Here is a 25030-nt window from a genome sequence, read left to right as displayed (position 1 = left end):
TTTATAACGAATTGTCTGTCAATTTCATGTATTCAGAAGGTGTTGAACCCCGATATTTCTTAAATACTTGACTAAAATATTGTGGATTGTCACCGAAGCCTAGTCGCTCCGCGAGTTCGAAAATTTTGATATCAGCATCATCAGCGATCATTTCTGTGGCTCGTGAGATTCGAGCTTTCATCACATAATTGGAAAATTTCTCTCCTGTTTCCTTCTTGAATAATTTCCCGAGATAGTCCGCGTTCATATACAGCATATCATGCGCCACCCAATTCAAGCTGAGATCTGAGTTCCCGAGCTGGGCATCAATCACATCGATCACTTTTTGAACAATTGCACTATGCTTCACTTTATTGAGCCCGTAGAATCGTTCCGTCATCGTAATAACAACATTTTCCAAGAACGTCTGGATCGTTTGAAGTGTATTCATTTCCACAATTAATGGAATTTGCGTGAAATACTCATTCATTTCTTCCGGTGCACACTGCCGAACAAGCGAAACGAATTGCTGAATAACGTATGATTTCGTCACATCAATGTCCAGCTGCGCTTCCTTCAATCCCCCGATAAAGGCATGCAAAGCTGCCTCCGCTTCCTCGCGATGTCCGGATCTCACCGACATATTCAACCGTTCCTCGTCCCACCCTAGCTCCTTCGGCGAAACCTCTTGGGAGACCGCCGTGTCCTTACGCGTAATGAGGCTGCCTTCTCCCAGATAAAAGCGGTAATTCAAGAGATGCAGGCATTGCTTATACAGATGTCTGGCCTTCGTAATATGGCTCGGCTCACTGAGCGCGATCGTCGCATCCATTTTGTAGTACATTTGAAACGTGTCCCGTATATGATAGATCCGCTCATGGAGTTGATCAATGTGATCTGATTCCTCAATAAGAATTAAGACATGATTCCCAATCGTTGTACTTAGAAGGGGACTATCCAAGATTTCCTGGGCAATATTCTTGATAGCGAACAGATGCTCGAACTCGAACCCTTCTTCCAATTGGAACAGAAGTAGTCGAATTTGATAATCAAAGTCGAGTCTAAATAAGCTTCGGAAATAATCCCAATCCCAATTTCCATACGTTTTATTCGTGACGAACTCCTTCAGGAATTGCTCTTTCACATGCGGCATCACTTTCTCAAGCTCTGCCTTCATGTTTCGAACGAACGACTCCTTACTCGTTTCCTGCTCAAGCTCTGCCACAATCTCCTGCAGCGCTTCACCGATTTTACCTTCGTTAGTTGGTTTGAGTAAATAATGTTTAACGCCATATTGCATTGCTCTGCTCGCGTAGTCAAATTCACCAAAACCTGATAGCAGCACGAATCGGATATGAGGATACGCCTCATGAACACGCTCAACCAGCTCTAGTCCATCCATCCCTGGCATTCGAATATCACTAATGATCATGTCTGGAGCCTGTCTCTGTATAAATTCAAAGGCCTCGACGCCATTACGCGCGGTCCCGATAAGCTCGGTTTGTAAGGACGGCCAATCCACCATGCGAGAAATGCCGTCTAGAATTATTCTCTCGTCATCAACTAACAATACTTTGTACATCCCTTATTCCTCCGTTCTTATCGGTAAACATAAAATGATAGAAGCGCCATGCTCAGCAGTCTCATCCACACGAATCCCATAAGCTTCACCGAAGGCTAGTTTAATGCGATCATCGATATTCAGGAGACCAATGCCTTTGCCTTTCGTTGTCACTTCACCACTCCGCAGTCTTTCAATCATGCCTCTCGGCATCCCGGGGCCTGTATCCTCAACCGCAAGGTAGATTCCCTCTTCGTTACTCCAGCCTCGGATCGAGATTTCACAAGGCTCGATGGTTGACTCCAGCGCATAATGAATCGCATTCTCCATCAAAGGCTGGAGCGTTAGCTTAGGAATGGCGCGATCCATTAATTCTTCAGGCACATCCAGCTTGAACACCAACCGCTCTTCGAAGCGTATTTTCTGAATTGTCACATAGCTTCGAACGATATCAATTTCCTCACCTAGCGTAATAATTGGTTCCTTCAGATCCACGGAGTGGCGAAGCAAATACGCAAGTGCTTCCACCATCTCGGAAATTTTGGATTGCCGATTCACCTTCGCCATCCAATTAATCGATTCCAACGTGTTGTACAGAAAATGCGGATTTATTTGCGACTGCAAGGCTTTAAATTCCGTCTCCTTAATGAGAAGTCGATTGGCATAATTCTCCTGAATTAATGTATTGATGCGTTCAATCATGAACCGGAAGCTCCTCTGTAAGAGCCCGATTTCATTCATTGCGACCTGGCCGCCTGGCGGAAATAAATTCGCTTCTTCGAAATTCCCTTTCTCTGCCAGCTTCATACGCACCATCAACTCGTCTATCGGTCGAGTTAAGCTGTACGAGAATCGTATTCCTAACAAAATGACGACCACGAAGATGGCAATGAAGACGAATACGACCATTTCTTTAATGAATACAATACGATCAAAAATTTGATTAAATGGCGTTATATTCAAATAGGTCCAACCTGTGTTCAGGGATTGTATTTGAGCAATGAAATATTCTTCACCGTCAATATTCTGAAATTCATACCCTTTAACGGCTTTCATCGGCTTAGCAATTCGACTCGAATCAAAGGAAGGATCACTTGGGAATATCACATGTCCATCGGAAACGATCATCACATCGCCCTCTTCCGGTGCAATATCGCGAACGATTTTCTCAATATTGATTCGGATGACAAGCGTCCCTAAGTAATCCAAGTCAAAGTTCGTTTTATGAAATGAGCGAATTTCCCGTGTCGCGATCAATGCCGAATCGTTGTTATCCGGGTAAAGCCATCGGTTTTCCCCATTACCCTCCGCTGCGACACTCAGAATATGTTTTTTCCTTTCTTCGTCCATCCTTAGAATGTTGCCGCCTTCGTGCTCGTTTCCTTGGGCATCCAAAATTTGAATGGAAAATAAATAAGGTTCCTCACCTGAATAGCTGATCAATCGATCTATCAAATAATGACTAATAATGAGGCGGTCATAATCGGACGGATTTTTTTTGAGCAGAGTCAACCATTCCTGAACCTGCTCTTCCGCCAAAATCCGGTAAGAAAGCTGCTGCAATCGCTTGAGCTCTGTTTCGATCGCCGTTGACGATAAATTAAGTACGCGCGAGGATTTCTCATATATTTGTCCGTCATAGATCGAGAACACATACTGCTGAATCATGATCGTAAATGTCAACGAAACCGCGATAATCATCGTTATCAGAATCGACAACTTGTTTTTAATCTTCATATGCCGATAAGCGTCTATGACTGAACGTAAACTCATGCTTGACTGACTCCCTACGTCGTTTTGTATTCGATTATGGCACCCGAAAGGATAATGGTCAACGGTCAAAAGAAAATCCCACAAGGGTTCTCTCTCCTGTGGGACAACGCCTGCCAGATATTCTGCAGAAATCGTAATATTAACTCCTGTATGTCCTTGGGGAGACACCCATATATGTCGTGAAAGCACGCGTGAACGCATAAAGCTCGGAGTAACCCAACGAGTAGGCGATTTCCGTCACGGATAACGACGTTGTTTTCAGGAGATCCGCCCCCTTCTCCAAACGCTTTCGGGCTAAATAACGCTGCGGCGAGATGCCATACTTTTTCATAAATGCTGCATATAAATGGGACCGATGGTAGCCAAAATGCTCGGCTGCATCCTCCACACGAATATGTTCAGTATAATGCAGATCGAAGAAATCCTTTACTTGCGCCAGCCAATTCTCTTTCTCCCGTGCGGTAGAACGGTTCACTTGCAGATTCATTTTATAAAATAGGTCACTGAGCGCCCGCTGTTCAAGAAACATGTTTTTCTTCGATCCCGAAACGATGCCTATCACACTCCGCAGTGCCTCACCAACTTCGTTGCTCATGATTCCGCTTAGCCAATATTTATCTGGGGTAAGTCCAAACTCCGCTGTTAATAGCGGCAATTGATTCCCTTCCATAGCAAGCCAAATCATCTTCAACGGAGGACTGCTGCTATCTTCCGTATGCATCGTTTCATACACATAAGGACGTCCGGGAAATAAACAGAACAGATCTCCCTCACTTAACTCAACCGTTCGCTCATGCGAAGTCACCTTTACCCCGCCTTGTATAATCCAATGAAAGCTTGTCTGCTCAATTACCTTGGGTCCAATCTGATAAGTAGACTTGGCCATGTTCTGACCTGCGCGTACAATCCAACAGCCGCTTGCAACTTGAAACGGGTGAGGAATCGCAAACCACATATCCGCAAATTCCATCTCAAACTCCTGCATCCCAAACCTCCTTCACCACTTGTTTCTCTTCTCCCTAGCTTAATTAAAAGTAGACAAAATGACAACTTCTAACATCCTATCATGTTGTTATCTCCCTCATATTTTTATACTAATCATAGTGTGTACTACGCAAAATGAAAGGTGGAGATGATCTTTGAAGAAACCGAATATTCTTCTCATCACAAGTGATCAACAGCATTGGAATACGATTGGTGCTTTTAATCCTGAAATATCCACACCAAATTTGGATCGACTTGTCCAGGAAGGAACGACCTTTACCCGGGCTTATTGTCCTAATCCTACCTGTACACCGACAAGAGCTTCCATCATTACAGGCCAATATCCTAGCCAACATGGCGCATGGACGCTCGGTACGAAGCTTTTGGAAAGTCGACATACCGTTGGTGAAGATTTCAAGAAAGCAGATTATTGTACAGCGCTGATTGGTAAAGCACATTTCCACCCGCTCAAAGGCACAGAAGAATACCCCTCGCTAGAAGCGTATCCACTCCTGCAAGACCTCGACTTCTGGAAAGCATTCGATCAGCCTTTCTATGGTTTTGACCATGTTGAGTTAGCGCGTAACCATACGAATGAAGCACATGTGGGACAACATTATGCACTATGGATGGAGGAGAAAGGACTCACCAATTGGCGCGATTATTTCTTAGCTCCGACAGGAACGATGGACCCTGATCAGCTGCATCATTGGGCGATTCCCGAAGAGTTTCACTATAATACCTGGATAGCTGAAAGGACAAATGCCCTTCTGGAGCAGTACCAGGAATCCGAGGAAAGCTTCTTCCTATGGTCGAGCTTCTTCGATCCCCATCCTGACTATTTAGTCCCTTCCCCATGGGACAGGATGTATGATCCGGACAAGTTAACCATCCCAACTGTAACGCCTGGCGAACATGAGAAGAATCCGCCGCACTTTCGTCTAACACAGGAAGAGAATCCCGACTTTTCTCATTTACAAGAAAGCGGCTATGGCATTCATGGCTATCACTCGCATTCCCACCTGCCAGAAAGTGAGCGTAAACAACTCGTAGCGACCTATTACGGTATGATTAGCTGCATGGACGCGCACATTGGCCGTATCTTGGATCGGCTTGACGCACTCGGACTTGCCGAGAATACGATCGTTGTATTCACAACGGATCATGGTCATTTCTTCGGACAGCACGGCCTTCAATATAAAGGCGGCTTCCATTATGAGGATTTAATTAAGCTGCCATTTATCGTTCGTTACCCAGGTCATGTTCCTGCTGGCAAAACCTCAAATGCCATCCAGTCCCTCGTTGATCTCGCGCCTACCTTCCTCTCCATGGCAGGCCTGCCGATCCCTATCTTCATGACGGGTGTTGATCAAAGTGGCGTGTGGACAGGTCATACTGAACGAGTACGTGAGCATGCGATCTGTGAATTCCATCACGAGAAGACGACCATTCATCAGAAGACGTATGTGGATGATCGGTATAAACTAACCGTCTACTATAATCAAACCTATGGTGAACTCTTTGATCTCAAGGAGGATCCAGGTGAGATTCAAAATTTATGGGATGATCCTGACTTTAAAGATTTGAAAGCCACTCTGCTGCTGTCTTATATTTGGGCCGAGCTTGGGAAAGAGCCATTGGCGATGCCGCGAATATGGCATGCTTAGGTTTATTGAAATGCCAAAAAAAAGAAGCTCCCGCACATGGAACGCTGGGAGCTTCTTTGAAAGCTTGTCTTATCGGCATGCTTATATTTAACACCTGAATCACGCGTCGATATGACCATCATATCTCGCCAAATCAGCAGATCGGTCACCCCTCTTCTCTGCAGCAAGTACATCTGCGACTTTCCAAATATACATCTTTCACAAGTCTGAGATAATCCAGTGATTGATCCATTGTAAAATTGTTCGTCTCTATACAATGCTGCTTACCGCTCATCAGATTAACGACTTGCAGCTTAACAGGTATCGTACCAAAAGCTTTGTTACAAAAAACAACCGACATATGTGTAAACAGTGCAAGTGATGCCACACTGTCTTCCATGACAAATTTATAGATCATAACGGATTGTTGCGAGGCTTCCATCGCTTGAATGATCATGGATAATCCCATATCAAGCTCTTCGACCCACACATTCATGCTTTCAAATAAAAGGAGCGGCCATTCGCTTCGACTTTCGTTCGTCAGAATGTGATACAACTGATCTACGACTAGCTGCTTAACCTCGCTATAGAAGGTATCCGTCCCAAATTTTTGAACTTTATTCGTCCATTTTTTTTCGAACTCTTTCTTTAAAACACAACGCGTTCGAGCAGTCACAGGTAACGTATACCATGCGTTGATCGCATGATAGGCCGCGAATTGGGTAAGCTGCTGCCAATTCAGCTCCTCGGAGGTTGATCTATTATCTTTATGTGAAAGGGTGTGCAGCCATCGCTCTAACTGATAATCTGCAATGACCTCCAAGGTCCCGACGCCAATACCGCTTTCGCTATTATTCATCTCGCCCTCGCCCCCTCATGCTGCTGTTCACATCCGTCATCAATTGATAATCATTTTCATTTAGCTACACTATAACGAATGATAATGGTTCTCACTGACAATGTCAAGATGAACAAACATAATTTGAAGCCGTTTGACAAAATGTCAGAAAACGACAACGATTTTCGAGCGACATCGCATCCTAAATACGTTAATCTATGAAAAATGATTCATAGGAGGCGTACTAGGATGCAAAACTTACAAATCTGTGGATTGGGTTTTATCGTGCTATGTATTATGTACTATCTCGTCATCGATGTTTTCGAGAAGAGTAAACGCCTCAGACAGACTGCTTCAAACCTGCAAGAACCACTCACCGAAGCGGTTACCGTCGTTGTCAGCAGGGTTCCCTCTCCTATTCAGGAAGGTGTGTATCCCATGTATATCGACTGCAGTCGAAATGAACAATTTATCCCGCCACACTCGAATAATGCCTTAACCCCTGTGACCATATAAAATAAGCGCCCATCACGACAACGAGTGTTACGGCTGGAACGCCCCACATTGCCCAGCCGTGTTGCTCTGGACGCAACAATCCCAAGATTTCCCAAATGGATGTTACTAGTTTAAAACAGAAACTGGCCTCTCATCTGTGGGATGAAAGGCCAGTTTCTGTTTAGTATAGCGGATATTTCACACGTAAATCTTCACGGTGTAAGACGCTGGAATCGTGGCGGATATAATGACACACGTAGGAGCGGCGCCAGCGATCTTTACTGCGGTTTTTGTAGGAAGAGTGAATGAGCAGCTCATGGAAAAATAAAATATCACCTTTCTCCATGATGACTGGAATCTCATGTGCAAGATCGACACCCTCGGTTTCATCTGTCCAGCTTTCATGTTCCTCGAGATTCTTCACTTTCCCATGTGGCAGCAAGCCTAGCTTGTGTGTGCCAGGAATCACCCATAGGCAGCCGTTTTCTTCGTCTACCAGTTCCTCCAAAGCAATCCAAGCCGCAATCATCGATTTCGGGTCATCCTTGATATAGTAATAATCCTGGTGCGGCGCTTGCCCTGGGGAGCCCGGCTCCTTATAGAAGTACATACTTTGCACGCAAACAGCTTCATCGCCCATCATTTGCGCAAGTGCGCCCCGCACAATAGGGAGTTTCATCAACTGCTGCGAGAAACCGTCATGCTTATGCGGATTGAAAAGTCTGACGGAAAAGCGATCTTTATCATTCACTTGTGAGCCAGCCTTTTTGGGGAGAGCCCATTCGGGCATCTCATTCGAAGCTCGGATACTATGAATGTGTCCATTAAAGGCATCAATGAGATCCGCGCTGCATCCCTTTTTCAACAAATAATACCCATGCTCATGAAAAAATGCTAATTCTTTTTCCCCAATCGGTGTCAGACGATCCTTGAGTTGACTCTCCATTTCCATTTCCCCTTTCAAAATGAAAGCTCGCACTATATACTTAGCATACAGACGAACGCTGCTTTCGAACATGGCTGTGATTGACGACAATATATCTGCAATTGATATTTCTAGATAAAAAAGGACATTGATTAATTATGCCGTTACATAATAACATTCAATTACCGCGTATACACTACGCTGCTAGTGGAAGTATTGTATACCCGCCCGGCAGTCGTTTCGGCCCACGTATTCAGCCTGATCTTCAGCTAGTTTTGCTGCATAGCGGCTCCATGACTGTATATATTGATGATGTTCCACATGTTGTCCAGCCTGGGCAGGTGATCCTCCTGAAGCCGGGCCATCAAGAACAGTTTCTGTTCGCCAAAGAGCAAGAAACGTGGCATCGTTGGATTGCCGTGCGTGTTGATGAACTCTCGGATCATCAGCGGAATCAGCTGGAGCAACTACCGAATACACAAGCTATTAGCGAAGAAATGAATCGGATAACCGATATGCTCATTTCTTTAAGATTGCGATATGAGGCTGCCTCAGAACCACTTTGCAGTCTGGGACTGGCAGCCATTCAGCTATTTATTGCAGATTCGACAAGCAGCCAAACGCAGCATACACATCCTTCTGTTCTACATGCGAAGAAAATTATCGAACAGCAATTCCACGACCATCTCTCGCTGGAGGCAATTGCCGATGAAGTCGGGTTGTCTCCGGAGCATCTCGTTCGCTTGTTTCGTAAGCACGAAGGCATCACACCGATCAAATTCGTGTGGAATTATCGGATTCTGAGGGCCAACGAATTACTTGCGCAGACAGGCTTATCGATTGGCGAAATCGCTATGCGCTGCGGCTTCAAGAACTCGTTTCATTTTGCGCGTGTTTTCAAAAGCACAACAGGAACCACGCCGTCTGATTACCGGCACGGCAACTGGCGGGGGAAATGACAGGATTCTGAGCCTATTGCGGGGAACCCTTCACTTTAGGCTCGGATTACTTATCACGCTTCAATCCACGCTTTACTCATGAAAGCTAACACGATTTTGCTGCCCGCGGGCTTCTCGTAAGGCGTTGCAGGTTTTGCATTTCGTTACAGCCGCAAATTGAGAATGCCTTTGTGCATGGATTGGAACGGAGCCTCCCTTCCGGGTTGCTAGAGGTATCTTCCCAAATATCGGGGGATGACTTGCTCATACAGGTGAAGGATAATGGAATTGGCATGGATGAAATCAAGCTGCAACAGCTGCGAAATCGTCTCGCCCAGCCTTCAGACACACTGGATGAAACACATATTGGAATCAAAAATGTGCATAATCGTATCGTTTTCTATTTCGGAGATCCGTAAGTGATCGAGATCGATAGTCAGCTTGCGAAGGTACGACTGTAAGGATACGGATTCCTGCTCAGTAGGCAGAAACAGAGATAAATAAGAGGGGCCATGAGTGCCCCTATGAAGGAGACAACATGTTAGGACTTGCGATTTTACTTGCTTTTAATGGAATCGGCATCTGGCTCCAGACGAGCTTTCACATCCCGCTCCCAGGAAATGTGATTGGTTTAATTCTCTTTACCATCGCCTTGTTTACGAAGCTGGTTAAGCTTGAATGGGTTGAAACGACGGCCAATTGGTTTACGGGGCATATGATGTTGTTTTTTCTCCCTTTTGTCGTTGGGACCATGGCTTTCTTCCCCCTCATCGGGGCGAATTGGCTTTCCATCGGGGTTGGCGTCATAGGAAGTTCTGTGGCCGTCCTGATTGTAACTGGATTCATTACCTCTAAAATGCAGCGCCATGAGGAGAAAGGGCATCGGATTCATGCTGGTACACACGGGCAAAAATCTGCAGAAGGTGGGATGAAATGAACACCTCAACTTGGTTAATGAACCCGCTGTTTGGCATCGCTCTTAGTGTAGTAGCCTACACGGCTGCGCAACATATTCACAAGCGTTGGCGGTGGCTGCATCCGCTTTTTGTATGTTCAGGCTTGATCATCTGCATCCTGCTCAGCTTTCACATCCCCTATTCCGCCTATAAGGTGGGCGCGGATATGATTACCGTGCTGCTTGGGCCAGCAACTGTGGCTCTAGGTGTACCGCTATACAAGAATGCCGGCTTAATTAAAAAGCATATCACCGGCATATTGATCGCCGTTACGATTGGATCGTTGACCGGCATCGTCAGCGCCGCTGCCCTTGTCGGCTTCCTCGGCGGGAGCCGCGAGATTCTGCTCAGCATGCTGCCGAAATCCGTCAGCTCGCCTATCGCTCTAGAGATCTCACGCCATCTCGGCGGCTTGCCGGAATTAACGGCCGTACTGACCGTCCTCACTGGGCTATTCGGAAGCATGGTCGGCAGAAGGCTGCTGACGTGGCTCGGATTGCGAGACTCTCTATCGATCGGCATCGCTGTTGGGACTGCTGCACACGGGATTGGCACCGCACGACTCATCAAAGATTCAGAGGAAGAAGGCAGTATGAGCGGTTTCGCCATGGGGGCTGCCGGGATCATCACGTCAATTTTGTTTATACCGGTGTATTGGTGGTTTATGTAGTGGTTTTTGGCTGATATGATTTACGCGAAGGTGATCTCAATTTAATGGGAGGATCATAACTTTAGTAAAGACTTTTTTACGAGAGGATGATAGGTCCCCCTTGTTGTACTCACCTCATTTGATCACCCGGAAACTCCTACCAGAAATCCAAGAATTCCCGATGGTATCGTTATGTAGTCGAATCACGCCGGAGAATCTCTTTTTTATTCGGAATCACTTTCCCTATCCTGATGTGGATGCTCGTACGTGGAGGCTTCAGATCGAAGGATTAGTAAATCGACCTCTTCATTTATGTTATCAAGATCTTCTACACATGGATCTGGTTTCGTTACCCGTCACGCTCGAATGTGCGGGAGATAAGCGGTCTTTTTTTCATCCAAAAACACGTGGCGAGCAGTGGGAGTCAGGAGCCAGTAGTCATGCTATATGGACTGGCGTGCGTCTTGCAGATCTTTTAAATGCAGCTGGCATTCGAATGAATGCGGTTGAAGTGACCTTTGAGGGGATGGATACAGGGGTTAGGACGGATATGCCTGGGGTGATTGCTTATACCAGAAGTTTACCGATCCAAGATGCTCTGCATCCAGATGTGTTAATTGCGCTTTATATGAATGGAAAGCCATTACCCTACCGTCATGGGTACCCAGCACGATTGATCGTTCCAGGATGGTATGGCATGGCTTCGGTCAAATGGTTACACCGTATTTCGGTTATTGATGAGCCCTTTACAGGCCCTTTTCAAGCTGTGGATTACAAATACATCCTCAATCACCAATCCGCACATGATGATGAGCCAGTCACAACCATGCGTTTAAATTCCACGATTGCCCGTCCCTCCGATCAGGAAGTACTCACAAAAGGAGAACATTGGCTAGTCGGTACAGCGATCTCGGGCATTTATCCCGTTGTTCTTGTTGAAATCAGCACGGATAATGGGAATACTTGGAAGCCCGCTACGTGGCTGGATCCCCATGAAGCCTATTCTTGGCGACGTTGGTGCTTTAAATGGGAAGCGAAGCAATCGGGAACATTCAAAATTAGCGTTCGAGCATCGGATTCCCAAGGAAACACACAACCGGAAATGGCAGCTTGGAATGTAAAAGGCTATGGCTACAATACGATTGGGCACATACAAGTCTATGTCGATTGACGTGAAAAAAATATCAAATTAGCAAAGAGAGGGATATCCCCCTCTTTTTTGGCATTTTCTGCTACCTCTCTGAAGATGCCTCTGCTAATTTTTTGTTGTACAATGAAATAGTAAGTCTTATTAGGAGTCACGACTATATTCCTAGGTATGATTCAAGTCGTGATTATTTTTTTTGGGGGGAATTTGATATGTATGAAGGTAAAATAATTAAATTCTATCGAGAAACATCCCAATTAACACAAGAACAACTGGGGCGAGGTATTTGCTCGGATACGCATATTAGTAAAATAGAACGAGGATCCACGGAGTATTCTCCTGAAATTATTACGTTTCTATCCCAACGTCTTCAAATTGATATTTCACAAGAGGCCATTCGCCTTAAAAATATACGAACACGTCTTCATCATTGGCACGATGTGATTATTGAGCAGTTATTTGAGGATATGGATACACTTTATGAAGAGTTAGAGAAAGAACCACTTATACAGATCTCTGATTATCAACCACTTTACAATTTGCTAAAGGCTCGCTACTATCTGATGCATAACCAAGCTGATAAAGCTAATAAGATTATCAAGCATTTTCAGAAGGAGTTTCAACAATCCCCTCCTTATGAAACCAATTTATTCAAGCATGTACTGGGGATGTATTATATGGCAAAACAGGAGTATTCAAAAGCCATTGATACGTTAACTGCCATTGTGCATGAGGATTACAATAATCCAGAGTATTACTATCATTTGGCCTCAGCCTACCATGCTATACAGTCACCCGTAATGGCCTACTTTTACGCTGAGAAATCGCTTGTTTTTTTCAAAGGAATCAATAGCTTTTTAAGAATTATAGATGCTGAAATGCTGATGCTAATTCAAGTCAAAGATGATAAAAGCCGTGACTTTAAAGAAACGATTCGACGGTTTGAAAAACTGCTTTTAAGCTGTGACATTTGTAGTGCACCGATTCGAAAGGCAAGAGTTCTACATAATTTGGCTTATGAGTACATGCGTAGAGAAAACTATGAACTAGCGAGTAAATACTATCAGCAGTCATTACAGTTAAAAGAAAAGAAAACAGGCACTTACCTGCTTTCTTTAGAGGGATATATTCGAAGTTGTTTTTATGGAGATCTGCTGCCTAGCGACGAATTACTCCAAATTACAAGAGACGGACTAGCTCTAGCTAAGAAGTTGAAGGAATCCTTCTACTTCCTTCTTCTTAATCTCCTTAACCTTTTAATCCAGAAAAAGGAATCCGAGTACCATCACTATCTATGTGATGTTGCTTTACCTAAGTTTAGGGAGTCGGGAAATACCTACCTAATTCAGAGTTCGGAGAAAGAATTGTTTGACTATTATTCCAAGACGAATCAATTTGATCACGCGATGGAGATCGCACGAATCATGATTAATAAAACATGAAGAACAAGTACTCCGAAGAGTACTTGTTCTTTTGCATTTATGCTGCTAATTCATTGGCTCAAGACCTAGTTCACGCAAGTATTCAACTAATCCTTTTTTCCCGTCTTTCTCTTTCAGCTTACCCTTGACATCAGGATCAATTCTTAGGAAGTTCTTTTCGATGAAACGAACATCCTTCTCATCCACGATGCCATCTTGGTTCAGATCCTCCTCTTTCTTGGAGGACTTGCCGTAAACTTTGGCCACTTTCTTGAGATCTTCAATGTCGATCATCCCATCACCATTCACATCTCCGGCGTAGCTGAGCGGTTGATCTGGCGCAAGCCACGGGTCTGTCCCTATAAGCTCGCCATCTTCCGTTTTACTCAATTGTACCGTTAATTTACTTTTCAAATGACCCGGAACCTCTACAATAATATCATAAGCTTTTGTAGAGACAGGGAGATCGTAAATGTAGAAAACTCCGCCTGGATCGATGATTCCTTCATATTTTTTTCCATCCGCTGCTTTCGCATACACTTTGGTTCCGATTTTGCTGAAATCCTTAGTCCAATCTAAGTATCCATACTCATCAAGAAATGCTTCCGCCCAAGTTGCCGATGCGATGGTCGAATGTTTCGGAATAATATTAAATCCATTGATTTGATTAAACACAGGCGCTTTAGTCGCTATCGTTTCTCCATCTTTCATATAGAAAAACTCTTCGATATTTTGTTCAATATTCATCGTATCTTTTTCCAAATACCACTTATCATCCGTTAATCTAAAAGTGACATCTAGGAAGGCAATGTCTCCATCAAATCCGTGAAAATTGTTTCCTGTTAGTGAGGCCCCGACTTTCACCATCTTTTTGGATTCGGTGTATACATCGTGATCACTTACGACCGCGTTATCCAATTTCACCTTCAGGCCTTTTTGGGCAGCCATCGCTTGGAAAGCAGGATTTACCTTAACGTTTACAAATTCAAAATGCTTATAATAGTCTACCGTATAGTTTCCTGAGATTAGCTTTTGAACATTGTTTAAGTTTAAGGTCATGGTGATCTCGTCACCCAAATATACTTTTTTCTTATTATATTTTGGTAAGACGTAATCTGATCCTGCTTTGATAAAGCCATAGTGCTGGAAATCTCTAACAAGGCGGCCGTTTGTGGCCATGTCAACCGGGAATAAATTCATCGTTAATGGATGTTCCGCGATGTCATCCTTGGTTACGCCGAACTTCACATCTCCGTTCGGTTTAACAGGGAATTCACCATCAGGATAGACATTCTGATTTTCATAATAATAGAGATGATTAGCAGATTGCGTAATGTTCGACGATGCTAGTGAATCAAGCGCTGCGTCATGTACGTTGGCATGTACCCACATAGCCTGATAGCTTTTACCGTCTATTTCTTCAACAGTGTACATATCATCACTTACTTCGTAGACACCCGGCGCATAGTCTAGGTACTTGAGTTCAGGCAGTGTATTATCCACAACAAACGGTTGTTCTTTGATAAAAGTGTGACCGTTCGCTTCCGTTGCGATCATTCTAATCTTATATGCACCTTCCGGTAAGTCGACGGAGTTCGGACTCATACTTGGATGAGCTGGATCTCCAGTAAAAGGATACACCCATCCGCCAACGGGATAAATATAAATTTCTTGGTCTAACGGGGCATTAACTGCATCAACAGTATGGCCATTAGCACTTCCCATAACATGTCCGTCTTTATCTGTTATGAGCACATTGATCGTTTGTATCATGCTATTCAATTTGAAAAACAATATTTTAGCTGGATCTTCTAAAAACGGGTGGCTCACTTCAGGCGGTTTCGTCATAATCGCCTGGTTACTTAATTGCATATAATCGATTCCCGGTTCAACAACACGAACCGCAAAAGGAATCCGATATTTCTCATTAGCTTGAGTTGGGTCCGCATTAACAATGTTAATATAACCTTCATATCTGCCTAATGCCGCATTAGCTGGAACCTGAATGCTCGCTACCAGATCGTTCATCTGCTTACCCGCGACACTGATAGTGCTTGGTACATTCACTGTAACACCATTTGCTGTAGCATTTGGAATACCTGGCTTCGCTGGTAAATATTCAACCGTGAGATGATATTGTTTAGCATCAGTACTTCTATTTTGAATAACCAGGTTTCTGCTCTCCTCAACTGCTATGTTCTCACGTTTAGAATGGTTCCCAAAAAATATGGATCCAGTTTGGTCTTCGATTTCAGCTCTAACGCCATCTACTTCGTTAATCGTCTTAGCAATTACTTTAATTGAAGTTGTCGCATTAACCGCTTCAACAACATCAACTTCTCCAGCACCCACTTCGTAAACCGAGTAATTTCCATTAAGGGCATCTGCGGTATTCATCAGTGCAACTTTCACATCAAATGGCGTATACGTAGGATTTTGTTGTAAAACAAGAGCTGCTATACCTGCCATATGCGGAGTTGCCATGGAAGTTCCAGAAATACGGGCATAAGCTGATGAATAATCGATCCCATCTTCAGGACTATTGATATACTCCGGATAGCTGGAATATACGGCTACACCTGGACCGATTACGTCCGGCTTAATGTCGTAATTCGTATTAACCGGCCCTCTTCCGCTAAAATCAGCCAAACGGTTGCCTTCCGTTACAATGGAGCTTAGAGATCCAAACGTAATCGTAGGCTTATCAAGCGATAATAAGAATTCACCATATGCCTTGGATAACCGGAAAGACGGTATAAATTTGGGACCTTGTCCAGTATAATGAGGGATTTCCCCATCGACATTGTTAAACAATACAACCGCTTCTGCTCCAGCTGCTCTAGCATTTACAACTTTCTCGTCCAGAGCATTCTCTCCCCGCCCAATCAAGGCTACCTTGCCTGAAAAGTCCTTACCTTCAAAGTCAGCGCTCATACCTAGTCCTGCGTATTGGATCGGGTATGTTTTTCCTGTTAAATCATCGAGGTTGTCACTGAAATTTTTGGCTAAAAGTTTCATATCTGGAAGCTGCGTGTAAACACTAGCGTATACGCTCGCCGAAACCGTTGGAATGGTCATGGAGAAATCGCTTGCTCCTACCGTAATACCAAGGGCAGTCGTTCCTGGAACAGTTACTGTTCTTTCATTCGGCCCTGAATTCCCTGCCGCTACAAGACAAACTACGCCTGAGAGTGTAGCGTTATTTATCGCGATGGCTTCTGGGGCTAATGGATCATTATATGTTGCGCCCAACGATAAATTAATGACTTGCATCCCGTCCTGAACAGATTTATCGATAGCTGCGATAATACCGCTTTCTGGTCCACTCCCGTAAGGTCCCAGCACTCGATAAGCATATAGATCAACTTCAGGAGCTACGCCTAAAGCGGGGGTAGCAACGTTATTCGTACCTTGACCAGCGATCGTTCCAGATACATGGGTTCCATGCGAAGTATAGTAGGTGGCTCCTTCAGGCTTTCCAACATCTACCCAATCCTTATACGTCGTTTCCATGGGATCAGCATCGTTATCGATGAAGTCCCACCCTTTAACGGTTGCAGGATCGATAGTCTTCGGATCAACGTTCTGTCGAGCTATATAACCTTTATAAACAGCCTTCAAATCGGGATGATTATAGTCGATTCCTGTATCGAGAACGCCTACTTTAACCCCTTTTCCTTTAATTCCTTTGCTATGAAGAACGTCGATTCCTTCTAAAGGAATACGATTGTCATCTGATTGTTGTTGGACTTGCTGATTAACTTGAGATGAAGATAATGCCACTTCTTTAGGATCAAGCTTTACGACATTATCTTTCCAAATTCGATTCACGACGCCTGATTTCAATAGCGCCTCAATTTCAGAACCTGGTAAGGTCATCGCTACACCATTAAATGCATAGTGATATTCTTTTGTAATCTTCAGCTTTTCTTCTCCAACGGCGAATGGAGTTACTCCCGGTGCAGATGTTGAACTTCCATTCATTTTTTGTATAAACTTTTTAAAAACCTCATGATCTTCTTCCGCATACTGCTGAGCCGCCGAAGGTGCAATATGAATGCCTTCTGCCGCTTGTTTGATCACTTCTACCTTTGCAGGTGCCTGCTTAAATTCAATAATCACGTTGGTTAATGCAGAACTCTTCAGATTAATTTCTGGAGAAATGACAGGACGTCCTACTTTTAATTCAGTTAGGGCTTTTCTTTGTACAGCCGAGAGACTTTTTAATAGACTCTCTGGATGCTGAGAAGGAGCACTAGCAAATACTTGGTAGGGAAGAAATGAAGATACAAGTAATAAACCAGTTAGTGCTTTTACTGTCATTTTGTTGAATTTTCTTATTCGCATGTCATCTCTCCTCACTATCTTTTTATTCTCATATATGAGTTTAATTAACTTGTGTACAATTAGTTTACATGCACTTCAAAATGACGTAAATGGGGGGAATTTGGGCCCTTTTTTAAGGTTTTCAGCTTGAAATCACCGTGTGATTTTCGTGCAAATACCATAAAACGCGAAAAAAACGCCCCTAGATGCTAGAGGCGCAAGCGATTGATAGATTTATGACGTGCTGACTAGGTCTCATTATTTTCAAGAAAACTTGAAGCGTTTCCTGAATTATTAATGCACATGGCTCGTAAACTGCTCACAATGTCAACAATTACCACAGTCATCCTTGTAAGCGATTTCAAATTAAACAATAAAAGCAGTGCCATGGAGCTCGCACCGCTTTTTATTCATACCATTATTCCACGTTGTGATACACTTGCTGTACATCCTCTAAATCTTCCAGAGCATCAATCATTTTATCAAATTGGACTTGTGCGTCATCCGATAAAGAGATGTTGTTCTGCGCAATCATCGTCAGCTCGGCAACCGTAAACTCCGTGATGCCCGCATTTTTCAAGCATTCTTGAACGGCATGGAACTGTTCTGGCTCCGCGTAAACCATGACCATCTCATCTTCTTCAAGAAGATCACGAACGTCTACATCCGCTTCCATTAAAATTTCCATGATTTCATCAATGCTCTTATTTTCAATACCGATCGCTGCTGTAGCATCGAACATGTACGCAACTGAACCTGTTACCCCCATATTACCGCCATTTTTACTAAATGCTGCACGCACGCTTGACGCGGTACGGTTTACGTTATTCGTTAGCGTGTCCACAATGACCATGGAACCATTAGGTCCAAAGCCTTCATAACGAAGCTCTTCATAAATTTCATCTGAGCTGCCTTTAGCTTTATTGATCGCACGATCAATGATCGCTTTCGGTACATTATACGTTTTGGCCCGTTCAAGGACGACCTTCAACGCACGATTCGATTCAGGGTCCGGTTCACCTTTCCGTGCTGCTACATAAATTTCAAGGCCGAACTTCGCGTAAACGCGACTCGTACTTGCATCATTAGAAGCTTTCTTCTCTTTTATGTTATTCCACTTACGTCCCACTATGGATCCCACTTTCTATTATGATTTCATTACCTATCATAACCTATTTTCACGTTAAATTAAAATGTTTCCATAGGCCCTGATGATCTAGTCATAATAGATAATAACAAACTTTGAGCGGAGTAGGAATATTTCAAAGGATTTTTATTTGAAGTGTCCCTTCGGCTTTTTGCCGCTCCATCTTTCGTCTACCTTCTCGTTTACCGACTGGTACCTCGCGTCAACACTGATCCGATACTGGCTGGTCGTATTCTCGAGTGAGCAGTGCAGCAAGAACATGCCGAAAATGAGTACATCCCCTGCTTGAAATTCTGTTGTTGCCCACTTACCTCCAAATTTCTCCGTGATGATTAGCGGATCATCCGTGTAATGGCCAACCCCATCGCGATCCGAATCTTTCGAACCGTAGGATTGCTTCAATTTCTCAAATCGATGCGAGCCCAGACAAATAGCCAGACCACCCATCTCATAGGAAACGTCGCCAAGCGGAGACCAGACAGTATAGACATTCTGCGTGCCTCTGCCCATATACACAATATCGTAGTGCGCCCCTGTGAAATCCCCTTTACCAACAGCACGAAGCCATTTGTAATGATACGTTAGCGACGGTTCACCAAGGAATTCATCAAAAAAACGCATGATATGCTCGCCATTTAATACGTTCAACAACGCAGGCAAGTCTTCATTGGTCCCACCCATGAAAATGGTTTTGCTGCCGTCCGCCATGACGCCTTCTTCAAGCTGCGTGTCCCGATCGAGCTTGCCCATTTGCGCCATTTTCTCCAAAATACTCGTACGAGCCTCCAGTACCTTAACTCGATTATGAAATCCGCGTATGAGTAAGTAACCGTCTTCTTCCATCCGCTCACGTAGCGCTTCAATATCATGGAAAATATCATTTGAGCTTCTAAGCTCCGTTAAATGCTCCCCATTCAGTTCTAATTCGCGGTTTCCTACTTTGACCATCATGTGTACATCCACTCCTCTTCAAACGTGTGATTGGTGTCTTATGATTTAAATGTAAGGGAATAACGCGAAATCATCCATGGATTGCCGTATGTATTTCATGTATAATTGTACATAATTATAATATTTTTCACGATAAACCCGTAATTTGCATGTATGTTGGAACAATTCTAGGTGGTGTATTATTCGTGTCCTTTATGAACATCCCGTATGGCTTACCTGATAAATCTGAAGTCCCTTCCTGCCAATTCAGCTCCATTTGGAAAGTACAGGCGAATGATGCCTATCACGTTACCCAGAGCAATGGTTTCGATGTACCTGGCGTATTTATTACCTATGAAGGAACAGGAAGGCTAACACAACATAATGCCTCCTACGAACTGCACACAGGTACTTATTTTATTGTTCAGGAGGGTGTTACTACTTCGTATCGCTGTCACGATAATGACTGGAAATTTTACTTTATTGATTTTAGTTCGATTGCTATGCCGCGCTTTCTACAACTTCCCATTGGTGAAGTCGTTTCTTCAGGTAAAGTAGGTGAGGCCTTACAAAAATGCGAACGCCTCATTGAAACGTTGATCGAACAGCCGATAGGCTGCGTATATGCCACAAACATCCTGCTGCAGGAAATCTTACTCCTCTTCTCCAAAGAACAGTCTGTTGCAACAATGCCCCAGCATAAAGAGCTGAACAAGATCATTCTCTATATCCACAAGCATTTAGACAAAGCCATTCGTGTTGAAGAACTTGTTCAATTGAGCGGTTTGGCACGAACGACCTTTTTCACGCGATTTCGCGCTATAACTGGCCTATCTCCAAGTGATTATATGTTGAAGCTCAAATTAGAGTCGGCCAAAGTGTCTCTTGAAACGACATCCTTATCCGTGAAAGAAATTGCAGCTAACCTGCAGTTCTATGATGAGTTTCATTTCTCCAAATTGTTTAAGCGGAAGTACGGCCTGTCCCCAAGCTCGTTACGTCATTCCCACAAGACAAATACCCTAATCTAGACAAAACTGACTTGTCTGATTAGGGCATCCATGCAACTCACCGTAGCTTGATCGCAATCGGGCAATCCTGATTCCACACATAGGTTTCTGTCTTATCAGGAGTTCTACATTTTATCATTACCCCATCGCCACATCGTGAAACGACTAAATCGAAGCAGGAATCGAATGCTCGGATAGATCGAAGCGCCATCGTCTCCCAAGCCTCAGGTAACCGCGGACAACATGTAAAAGTGTCAAGACCCGTGGGGATGATGCCAAATAATCCTTCAATGATCACTCGCGCGTATAACGCACTCTCTGCAGAAAGATGCCGTTGATTGCCTTCGGGAAAAGCTTCAACTGCGTAGGGCACATGATCGCCAAGCAATCGGTTACGAGAGTATTCGAGTAGTCGCGAAATCCCCTGCTCGGTTTCACCTGAATAGAGAATACCTCGCAGTGCATACAAGGTTGATCGATCCCAGTACGTGGTTTCTCCCGCTTGCGTGACAAGTCCGCCGTTCACCCATAATCGGGAAGATAACAAGGCTGCGATGGTCTGTTCCTTACGATCTAAGATATTCATCGTCAGCGGCACGCAGATCCACGAACGCAGAATGTCGTTCCCTTCGTAATACCGATAAGTCTCATACCCCTCAACGTTTGCACCAAAATGGGATTCAATCGCTTGCCGCAGCGCCACGGCTTCTTCCTCTAAACGTGAAGAGGTATCCGCTTTGGCTAATTCTCGTGCAAGCTGTGCCGAGGACAGAAGTGCACCATACGCGAGAGAGGATGTGAAAAGATTAGCGTCACCGCTGGGAAAGCGATTCTCCAGTTCATCCGAGTCGGATGCGATAACACTATCTTTGGTACGTTTCCGCCTGCAAAATGCCAAACACCATTCGATAGCAGGCCACAGCTCCTCCGCTAATCTATGACTGCCGCTTGCCAGCGCGAACCGTGCTGCACCATAGGCATACATCGCTGCATCGCCCCGATCTCCAGCACCTTCCCATATATCTACCCCTTCCGCAATAATGGAAGAAGGAATGGGATGATAGTCAGGCCCCATGAACGGCATATAGAGGCGATAGGCATTCAAGGAAGCCTCCATCGCATCCTTCTCTCCTAGAAAAGGAAAAAATGGCCCCGCATATTCCGCTTGATCGTTGGTCCAGACTGCAGCATAATAGGATCCACCTCCGGGGCAGTGCATCAAACCGCTCTTGGTGCGAAATACACTCTCCGCCGCGCGGATTTTGGCAAGATCAAACATCCGGTTCAAATGAGGCTCTGGCGTTTCAAGCTGCAAGGACGAACTCAGCTCCTTCAAGAATTGCCGCCGCTTTCCTTCCTCGTTTACGACGTCCAGACTTTCTTTGGGCTCTTGTATGGTCGCAGCACAAATCCAACCCATGAATTCCAGCGTCTCACCTGCTTCCAGCACCACGGATGCTGGCGCATTATGTCCTGCTTCCACCACATAAATCCCTTTGGTGCCTCTGCGATAATGTGATTTTGCTATCCGCTCTATCTCGAGCTGCACAGCGTCCTCCGTCAAGTTCTGAACTTGTACGCGTTCTAGCGCGTACGGTTTATCTCTCGCCGTAAATACAGTTCTACGTACAAGAACCCCTTGATCGGATACAGAGGCCAATTGCAGCATCCCGTCGAACGTAATTCTGAACAGCTTTTCCTGAACAGGTTGACCCCCAACACGCATACTCGGCATAAGCTCCTGTCCGAATTCCTCCATTAAACTGGCATGTGTATCATTCGGAATCGTACGCAGACGAGGCCACACCACTTTGCGTTTTAAAATAACGCCTCCTTCCGGATCTATGCCATACGTCACGATAAGGGAAACCTCTTTCCCGCTCATTTCTACATGATCCTGATGAGCAAGGTCTCCGAGTCGAATGTCCCAGACGATTCCGGCTACTTCGCCTAATTGCCAACGCATCCTTCCGCCCCCTTCCTGTTCTATTTAACCTTACTTCGATAGGATTGCTTCTATGACAACTTGGCTGGCAAGCGAGATTTAATGAGTGCGATTTTACCATTTTCCCAACTAACTCTTCCTCCTTCGGAACTCCGTTGGCGAAACACCATGGAATTGTGTGAATTGTTTGGAAAAATGATGGACCGACGAATAACCGAAATCCTCCGCAATGGCTGTTATGGAGCGATTGCTTTCCCACAAAGCTGCTTCCGCTTGCCTCATAATGGCTTTGGTCCAGTACGCTTTGGGCGAGATCCCTGTAGCCTGCTTGAATAGCTCATGAAATTGAGTTTTGCGAAGCCCACATTGGCTCATCCATTCATCATAACCTCGACTTGCATTCGCTTCCCTGTCCATGCGCTCGATGATCGGGATGATTCGGTAATCGATGAAGTGTGGCGTTGAAGCGATTTGTACAAGCGCAAGAAGGAATGCTTTGAGGAGATTGCTTACGATTAATTCGGAGTAGTCGTCACTTTTCCTCGATTGAGTCACAGCATGTATGAATAATTGACCAAGTGAAGCATCATGTTGGATGGGCGTCACGACAGGTAGCATGGCCAGCTCTGGACACGGGACAATAGGCGTTAGCAACTCACAATTAAAGTCAGACTCGTCCCAAAAGAGATGTTGACCACTTCTCAATTTATAATTCCAGAGATCACAATACAGATTGTAGGTGGCTAACGGTTGATCTGTATTGGCGTAAAAAGAGTGACCAACCTCAGGTGGAAAATAGATCAGATCACCTTTCTTCACAGGATATGTTTTCCCCTGGGCGGAAACCGTTCCTTTGCCACTGGCGACGAAATGAAAGGCATAGCAGTACCCGATCCTGCCTACCTCAGCTTGGTTTCGTTTAATTGGAAATTGATAATAATGGCCCACTCTTACATAGGGATTAATGGAAGATAAGGAAGTCATCGTAACCCTCACAATCGTTAGTAAATTTACGAAATGAATGAGCGGAAGAATTGATCAATAGACGAACACAGAAGCAAATACAACTACCACATGGAATGTTATTATTTTCTATATTACAACACATGTTGGAGGATGAGTAGGATGATCAAGCAAAATGGAAGCGGAAGTTTAACTACCGAGCAATCGCAGTTTTACGAGGAACAAGGCTATCTCATCATCCCTCATTTATTGTCGGAAGAGGACTTAGCCTCTGCTCGAGAAGCGATGAATGCGAAGGTTTCAATGATTGCGGATGAACTGTTCGCGGATGGACTTATCACGGATAAGCTTGAGGATCGGCCATTTCCAAATCGCTTAGCTGAGCTGTTTCAGGATTTGTCCGCCGAAAACTTCCTGAAATACGGCCGAAGCTGGCGAGACCGCATCCCTGGCTACTTCACCCTGATGAGCAACCCGAAAATTTTGGACGCGGTAGAATCGTTAATTGGCGGAGAGTTATTCTCTAACCCGGTATATAACGTACGCCCAAAGGTCCCGAAAGTAGCTGCTGGCGCAGTTCCTTGGCATCAAGATAAATCGTATTGGCCGGATGCAAACGCGAATCCCGTTATTACCGTATGGATCCCGCTTGTCGATGCGAATGAAGTGAATGGGTGCCTCCATATCAAGCCCCAGACACATCGCAAACGTGTGCTCAAGTGGCATCGTGAAACCTACACAGGAACAGGGTATACAGCACTCAAAGATAGTCAGCTTGGCAAAACGGAAACGGTAGCCCTGCCTGTACCCGCTGGAAGCGCGATTCTGTTCAACGATCGCTGTCTCCATATGTCCACCCCGAATATGTCCAATGAGGTTCGCTGGAGTGTTGATCTGCGTTATCAGCCTACAGATCAAGATCCCATGCTGCAGCATGGTGTAGGCTTTCTAGCGAGAAGCTACAAATATCCATCACGTGTAGCTACGCTTGAGGATTGGCTAGCTAGTAAGCCTGAGCACATGGATTAGTTTGAAGGTCCTTCAGGAACGACCTGAACGTTAGACAAGAAACAAGCTGAAGCGCAGCGCTTCAGCTTGTTTCTTGTCTATGGATGAACAGGGAAACCCGGCGCTAACTCTGGGGTTCACCCGTGTTGAGCATTAACTGGAAAACATACAGCTATTTCCGTGCAATTTCGCATTTTTACAACTTTAACTGGAAAATTGGACCTCTGTCAACTAAGTAGACACTCGCTAAGAGAATTAACCAACGACTCTGTAATAGTTTTTTTCAAATTGAACTGGTGAAAGGTAACCCAAAGAGCCATGGATCCTTTTACGATTGTAAAAAAGTTCAATGTACTCGAACATATCTTGTTGTGCTTGGGCTTTGGTCA

General features: G+C 44.6%; 21 protein-coding genes. 10 read left to right on the top strand and 11 right to left on the bottom strand.

Annotated features, from left to right (window positions below; genetic code table 11):
• Nucleotide 1: 1 nt before the first annotated feature.
• The 3 genes from AC58QC_RS24565 to AC58QC_RS24555 all read right to left on the bottom strand — a co-directional run bounded on the left by AC58QC_RS24565 (nt 2) and on the right by AC58QC_RS24555 (nt 4298).
• Nucleotides 2-1561: a response regulator transcription factor gene (locus AC58QC_RS24565; RefSeq protein WP_497417676.1), complete on the bottom strand. Its 1560-nt coding sequence runs from the start codon at nt 1559-1561 to the stop codon at nt 2-4.
• Between the two features lie 3 nt (nt 1562-1564).
• Nucleotides 1565-3313 (bottom strand): cache domain-containing sensor histidine kinase, encoded by a 1749-nt coding sequence (locus AC58QC_RS24560; RefSeq protein ID WP_497417675.1) that lies wholly within the window; start codon nt 3311-3313, stop codon nt 1565-1567.
• 139 nt (nt 3314-3452) lie between these two features.
• Complete coding sequence (locus tag AC58QC_RS24555; protein WP_497417674.1) at nt 3453-4298, bottom strand: AraC family transcriptional regulator; 846 nt, start codon at nt 4296-4298, stop codon at nt 3453-3455.
• A 154-nt stretch (nt 4299-4452) separates the two neighbouring features.
• Here AC58QC_RS24555 and AC58QC_RS24550 point away from each other — a divergent pair, with 154 nt between their 5' ends.
• On the top strand, nt 4453-5964 hold the full coding sequence (locus AC58QC_RS24550) for a sulfatase family protein (protein WP_497417673.1): 1512 nt from the start codon (nt 4453-4455) through the stop codon (nt 5962-5964).
• Nucleotides 5965-6109: 145 nt separating this feature from the next.
• On the opposite strand, the gene AC58QC_RS24545 is transcribed toward AC58QC_RS24550, so the two are convergent.
• Complete coding sequence (locus AC58QC_RS24545) at nt 6110-6802, bottom strand: hypothetical protein (RefSeq protein ID WP_497417672.1); 693 nt, start codon at nt 6800-6802, stop codon at nt 6110-6112.
• Between the two features lie 228 nt (nt 6803-7030).
• Here AC58QC_RS24545 and AC58QC_RS24540 point away from each other — a divergent pair, with 228 nt between their 5' ends.
• Entirely contained in the window at nt 7031-7297 is a 267-nt protein-coding gene (locus AC58QC_RS24540; RefSeq protein WP_497417671.1) for a hypothetical protein, read from the top strand.
• A gap of 160 nt (nt 7298-7457) precedes the next feature.
• Here the strand turns inward: AC58QC_RS24540 and AC58QC_RS24535 are convergent, their stop codons facing one another.
• Nucleotides 7458-8228, bottom strand: a complete 771-nt coding sequence (locus AC58QC_RS24535) for a phytanoyl-CoA dioxygenase family protein (protein ID WP_497417670.1) — start codon at nt 8226-8228, stop codon at nt 7458-7460.
• A gap of 131 nt (nt 8229-8359) precedes the next feature.
• Between AC58QC_RS24535 and AC58QC_RS24530 the strand changes: the two genes are divergently transcribed.
• The 6 genes from AC58QC_RS24530 to AC58QC_RS24505 all read left to right on the top strand — a co-directional run bounded on the left by AC58QC_RS24530 (nt 8360) and on the right by AC58QC_RS24505 (nt 13333).
• Entirely contained in the window at nt 8360-9160 is an 801-nt protein-coding gene (locus tag AC58QC_RS24530; RefSeq protein WP_497417669.1) for a helix-turn-helix transcriptional regulator, read from the top strand.
• 239 nt (nt 9161-9399) lie between these two features.
• On the top strand, nt 9400-9558 hold the full coding sequence (locus AC58QC_RS24525; RefSeq protein WP_497417668.1) for a sensor histidine kinase: 159 nt from the start codon (nt 9400-9402) through the stop codon (nt 9556-9558).
• Between the two features lie 119 nt (nt 9559-9677).
• The gene (locus tag AC58QC_RS24520) at nt 9678-10076 is read left to right on the top strand and encodes a CidA/LrgA family protein (protein WP_497417667.1); all 399 of its coding nucleotides are present in this window, start codon (nt 9678-9680) and stop codon (nt 10074-10076) included.
• Nucleotides 10073-10765: an LrgB family protein gene (locus AC58QC_RS24515; RefSeq protein WP_497417666.1), complete on the top strand. Its 693-nt coding sequence runs from the start codon at nt 10073-10075 to the stop codon at nt 10763-10765. Before AC58QC_RS24520 ends, AC58QC_RS24515 begins: the two co-directional genes overlap by 4 nt.
• Nucleotides 10766-10925: 160 nt before the next feature.
• On the top strand, nt 10926-11915 hold the full coding sequence (locus AC58QC_RS24510) for a sulfite oxidase (protein WP_497417744.1): 990 nt from the start codon (nt 10926-10928) through the stop codon (nt 11913-11915).
• Between the two features lie 188 nt (nt 11916-12103).
• Nucleotides 12104-13333: a helix-turn-helix domain-containing protein gene (locus tag AC58QC_RS24505; RefSeq protein WP_497417665.1), complete on the top strand. Its 1230-nt coding sequence runs from the start codon at nt 12104-12106 to the stop codon at nt 13331-13333.
• A gap of 45 nt (nt 13334-13378) precedes the next feature.
• On the opposite strand, the gene AC58QC_RS24500 is transcribed toward AC58QC_RS24505, so the two are convergent.
• The 3 genes from AC58QC_RS24500 to AC58QC_RS24490 form a co-directional block, all read right to left on the bottom strand.
• Entirely contained in the window at nt 13379-17659 is a 4281-nt protein-coding gene (locus AC58QC_RS24500) for a S8 family serine peptidase (protein ID WP_497417664.1), read from the bottom strand.
• A 397-nt stretch (nt 17660-18056) separates the two neighbouring features.
• Entirely contained in the window at nt 18057-18767 is a 711-nt protein-coding gene (locus AC58QC_RS24495; RefSeq protein WP_497417663.1) for a YebC/PmpR family DNA-binding transcriptional regulator, read from the bottom strand.
• A gap of 144 nt (nt 18768-18911) precedes the next feature.
• Entirely contained in the window at nt 18912-19736 is an 825-nt protein-coding gene (locus AC58QC_RS24490) for a phytanoyl-CoA dioxygenase family protein (protein ID WP_497417662.1), read from the bottom strand.
• A 194-nt stretch (nt 19737-19930) separates the two neighbouring features.
• Here AC58QC_RS24490 and AC58QC_RS24485 point away from each other — a divergent pair, with 194 nt between their 5' ends.
• A complete protein-coding gene (locus tag AC58QC_RS24485; RefSeq protein ID WP_497417743.1) occupies nt 19931-20746 on the top strand; it encodes a helix-turn-helix domain-containing protein in 816 nt (271 codons plus the stop codon).
• A gap of 37 nt (nt 20747-20783) precedes the next feature.
• Here AC58QC_RS24485 and AC58QC_RS24480 read toward each other — a convergent pair whose 3' ends face one another.
• Nucleotides 20784-22691, bottom strand: a complete 1908-nt coding sequence (locus AC58QC_RS24480; RefSeq protein WP_497417661.1) for a glucosidase family protein — start codon at nt 22689-22691, stop codon at nt 20784-20786.
• 108 nt (nt 22692-22799) lie between these two features.
• Nucleotides 22800-23654, bottom strand: coding sequence for an AraC family transcriptional regulator (locus tag AC58QC_RS24475; RefSeq protein ID WP_497417660.1), 855 nt, complete (start codon nt 23652-23654; stop codon nt 22800-22802).
• 141 nt (nt 23655-23795) lie between these two features.
• Here AC58QC_RS24475 and AC58QC_RS24470 point away from each other — a divergent pair, with 141 nt between their 5' ends.
• Nucleotides 23796-24662, top strand: coding sequence for a phytanoyl-CoA dioxygenase family protein (locus tag AC58QC_RS24470; protein WP_497417659.1), 867 nt, complete (start codon nt 23796-23798; stop codon nt 24660-24662).
• A gap of 234 nt (nt 24663-24896) precedes the next feature.
• On the opposite strand, the gene AC58QC_RS24465 is transcribed toward AC58QC_RS24470, so the two are convergent.
• A partial coding sequence (locus tag AC58QC_RS24465) for an IS3 family transposase (protein ID WP_497417742.1) occupies nt 24897-25030 on the bottom strand: 134 nt, incomplete at its 5' end.

This window comes from Paenibacillus sp. J22P51 (genome assembly GCF_059692215.1).
Note: the sequence above shows the minus strand (reverse complement) of the source record. Positions and strands in the feature narration are given on the sequence as shown.

Bases quoted from the DNA above. Each gene is read 5' to 3' on its own strand.
- AC58QC_RS24565 (WP_497417676.1), bottom strand. From the start codon at position 1,561: ATGTACAAAGTATTGTTAGTTGATGACGAGAGAATAATTCTAGACGGC.
- AC58QC_RS24560 (WP_497417675.1), bottom strand. From the start codon at position 3,313: ATGAGTTTACGTTCAGTCATAGACGCTTATCGGCATATGAAGATTAAA.
- AC58QC_RS24555 (WP_497417674.1), bottom strand. From the start codon at position 4,298: ATGCAGGAGTTTGAGATGGAATTTGCGGATATGTGGTTTGCGATTCCT.
- AC58QC_RS24545 (WP_497417672.1), bottom strand. From the start codon at position 6,802: ATGAATAATAGCGAAAGCGGTATTGGCGTCGGGACCTTGGAGGTCATT.
- AC58QC_RS24540 (WP_497417671.1), top strand. From the start codon at position 7,031: ATGCAAAACTTACAAATCTGTGGATTGGGTTTTATCGTGCTATGTATT.
- AC58QC_RS24535 (WP_497417670.1), bottom strand. From the start codon at position 8,228: ATGGAAATGGAGAGTCAACTCAAGGATCGTCTGACACCGATTGGGGAA.
- AC58QC_RS24530 (WP_497417669.1), top strand. From the start codon at position 8,360: ATGCCGTTACATAATAACATTCAATTACCGCGTATACACTACGCTGCT.
- AC58QC_RS24520 (WP_497417667.1), top strand. From the start codon at position 9,678: ATGTTAGGACTTGCGATTTTACTTGCTTTTAATGGAATCGGCATCTGG.
- AC58QC_RS24515 (WP_497417666.1), top strand. From the start codon at position 10,073: ATGAACACCTCAACTTGGTTAATGAACCCGCTGTTTGGCATCGCTCTT.
- AC58QC_RS24510 (WP_497417744.1), top strand. From the start codon at position 10,926: ATGGTATCGTTATGTAGTCGAATCACGCCGGAGAATCTCTTTTTTATT.
- AC58QC_RS24505 (WP_497417665.1), top strand. From the start codon at position 12,104: ATGTATGAAGGTAAAATAATTAAATTCTATCGAGAAACATCCCAATTA.
- AC58QC_RS24500 (WP_497417664.1), bottom strand. From the start codon at position 17,659: ATGCGAATAAGAAAATTCAACAAAATGACAGTAAAAGCACTAACTGGT.
- AC58QC_RS24490 (WP_497417662.1), bottom strand. From the start codon at position 19,736: ATGATGGTCAAAGTAGGAAACCGCGAATTAGAACTGAATGGGGAGCAT.
- AC58QC_RS24485 (WP_497417743.1), top strand. From the start codon at position 19,931: ATGAACATCCCGTATGGCTTACCTGATAAATCTGAAGTCCCTTCCTGC.
- AC58QC_RS24480 (WP_497417661.1), bottom strand. From the start codon at position 22,691: ATGCGTTGGCAATTAGGCGAAGTAGCCGGAATCGTCTGGGACATTCGA.
- AC58QC_RS24475 (WP_497417660.1), bottom strand. From the start codon at position 23,654: ATGACTTCCTTATCTTCCATTAATCCCTATGTAAGAGTGGGCCATTAT.
- AC58QC_RS24470 (WP_497417659.1), top strand. From the start codon at position 23,796: ATGATCAAGCAAAATGGAAGCGGAAGTTTAACTACCGAGCAATCGCAG.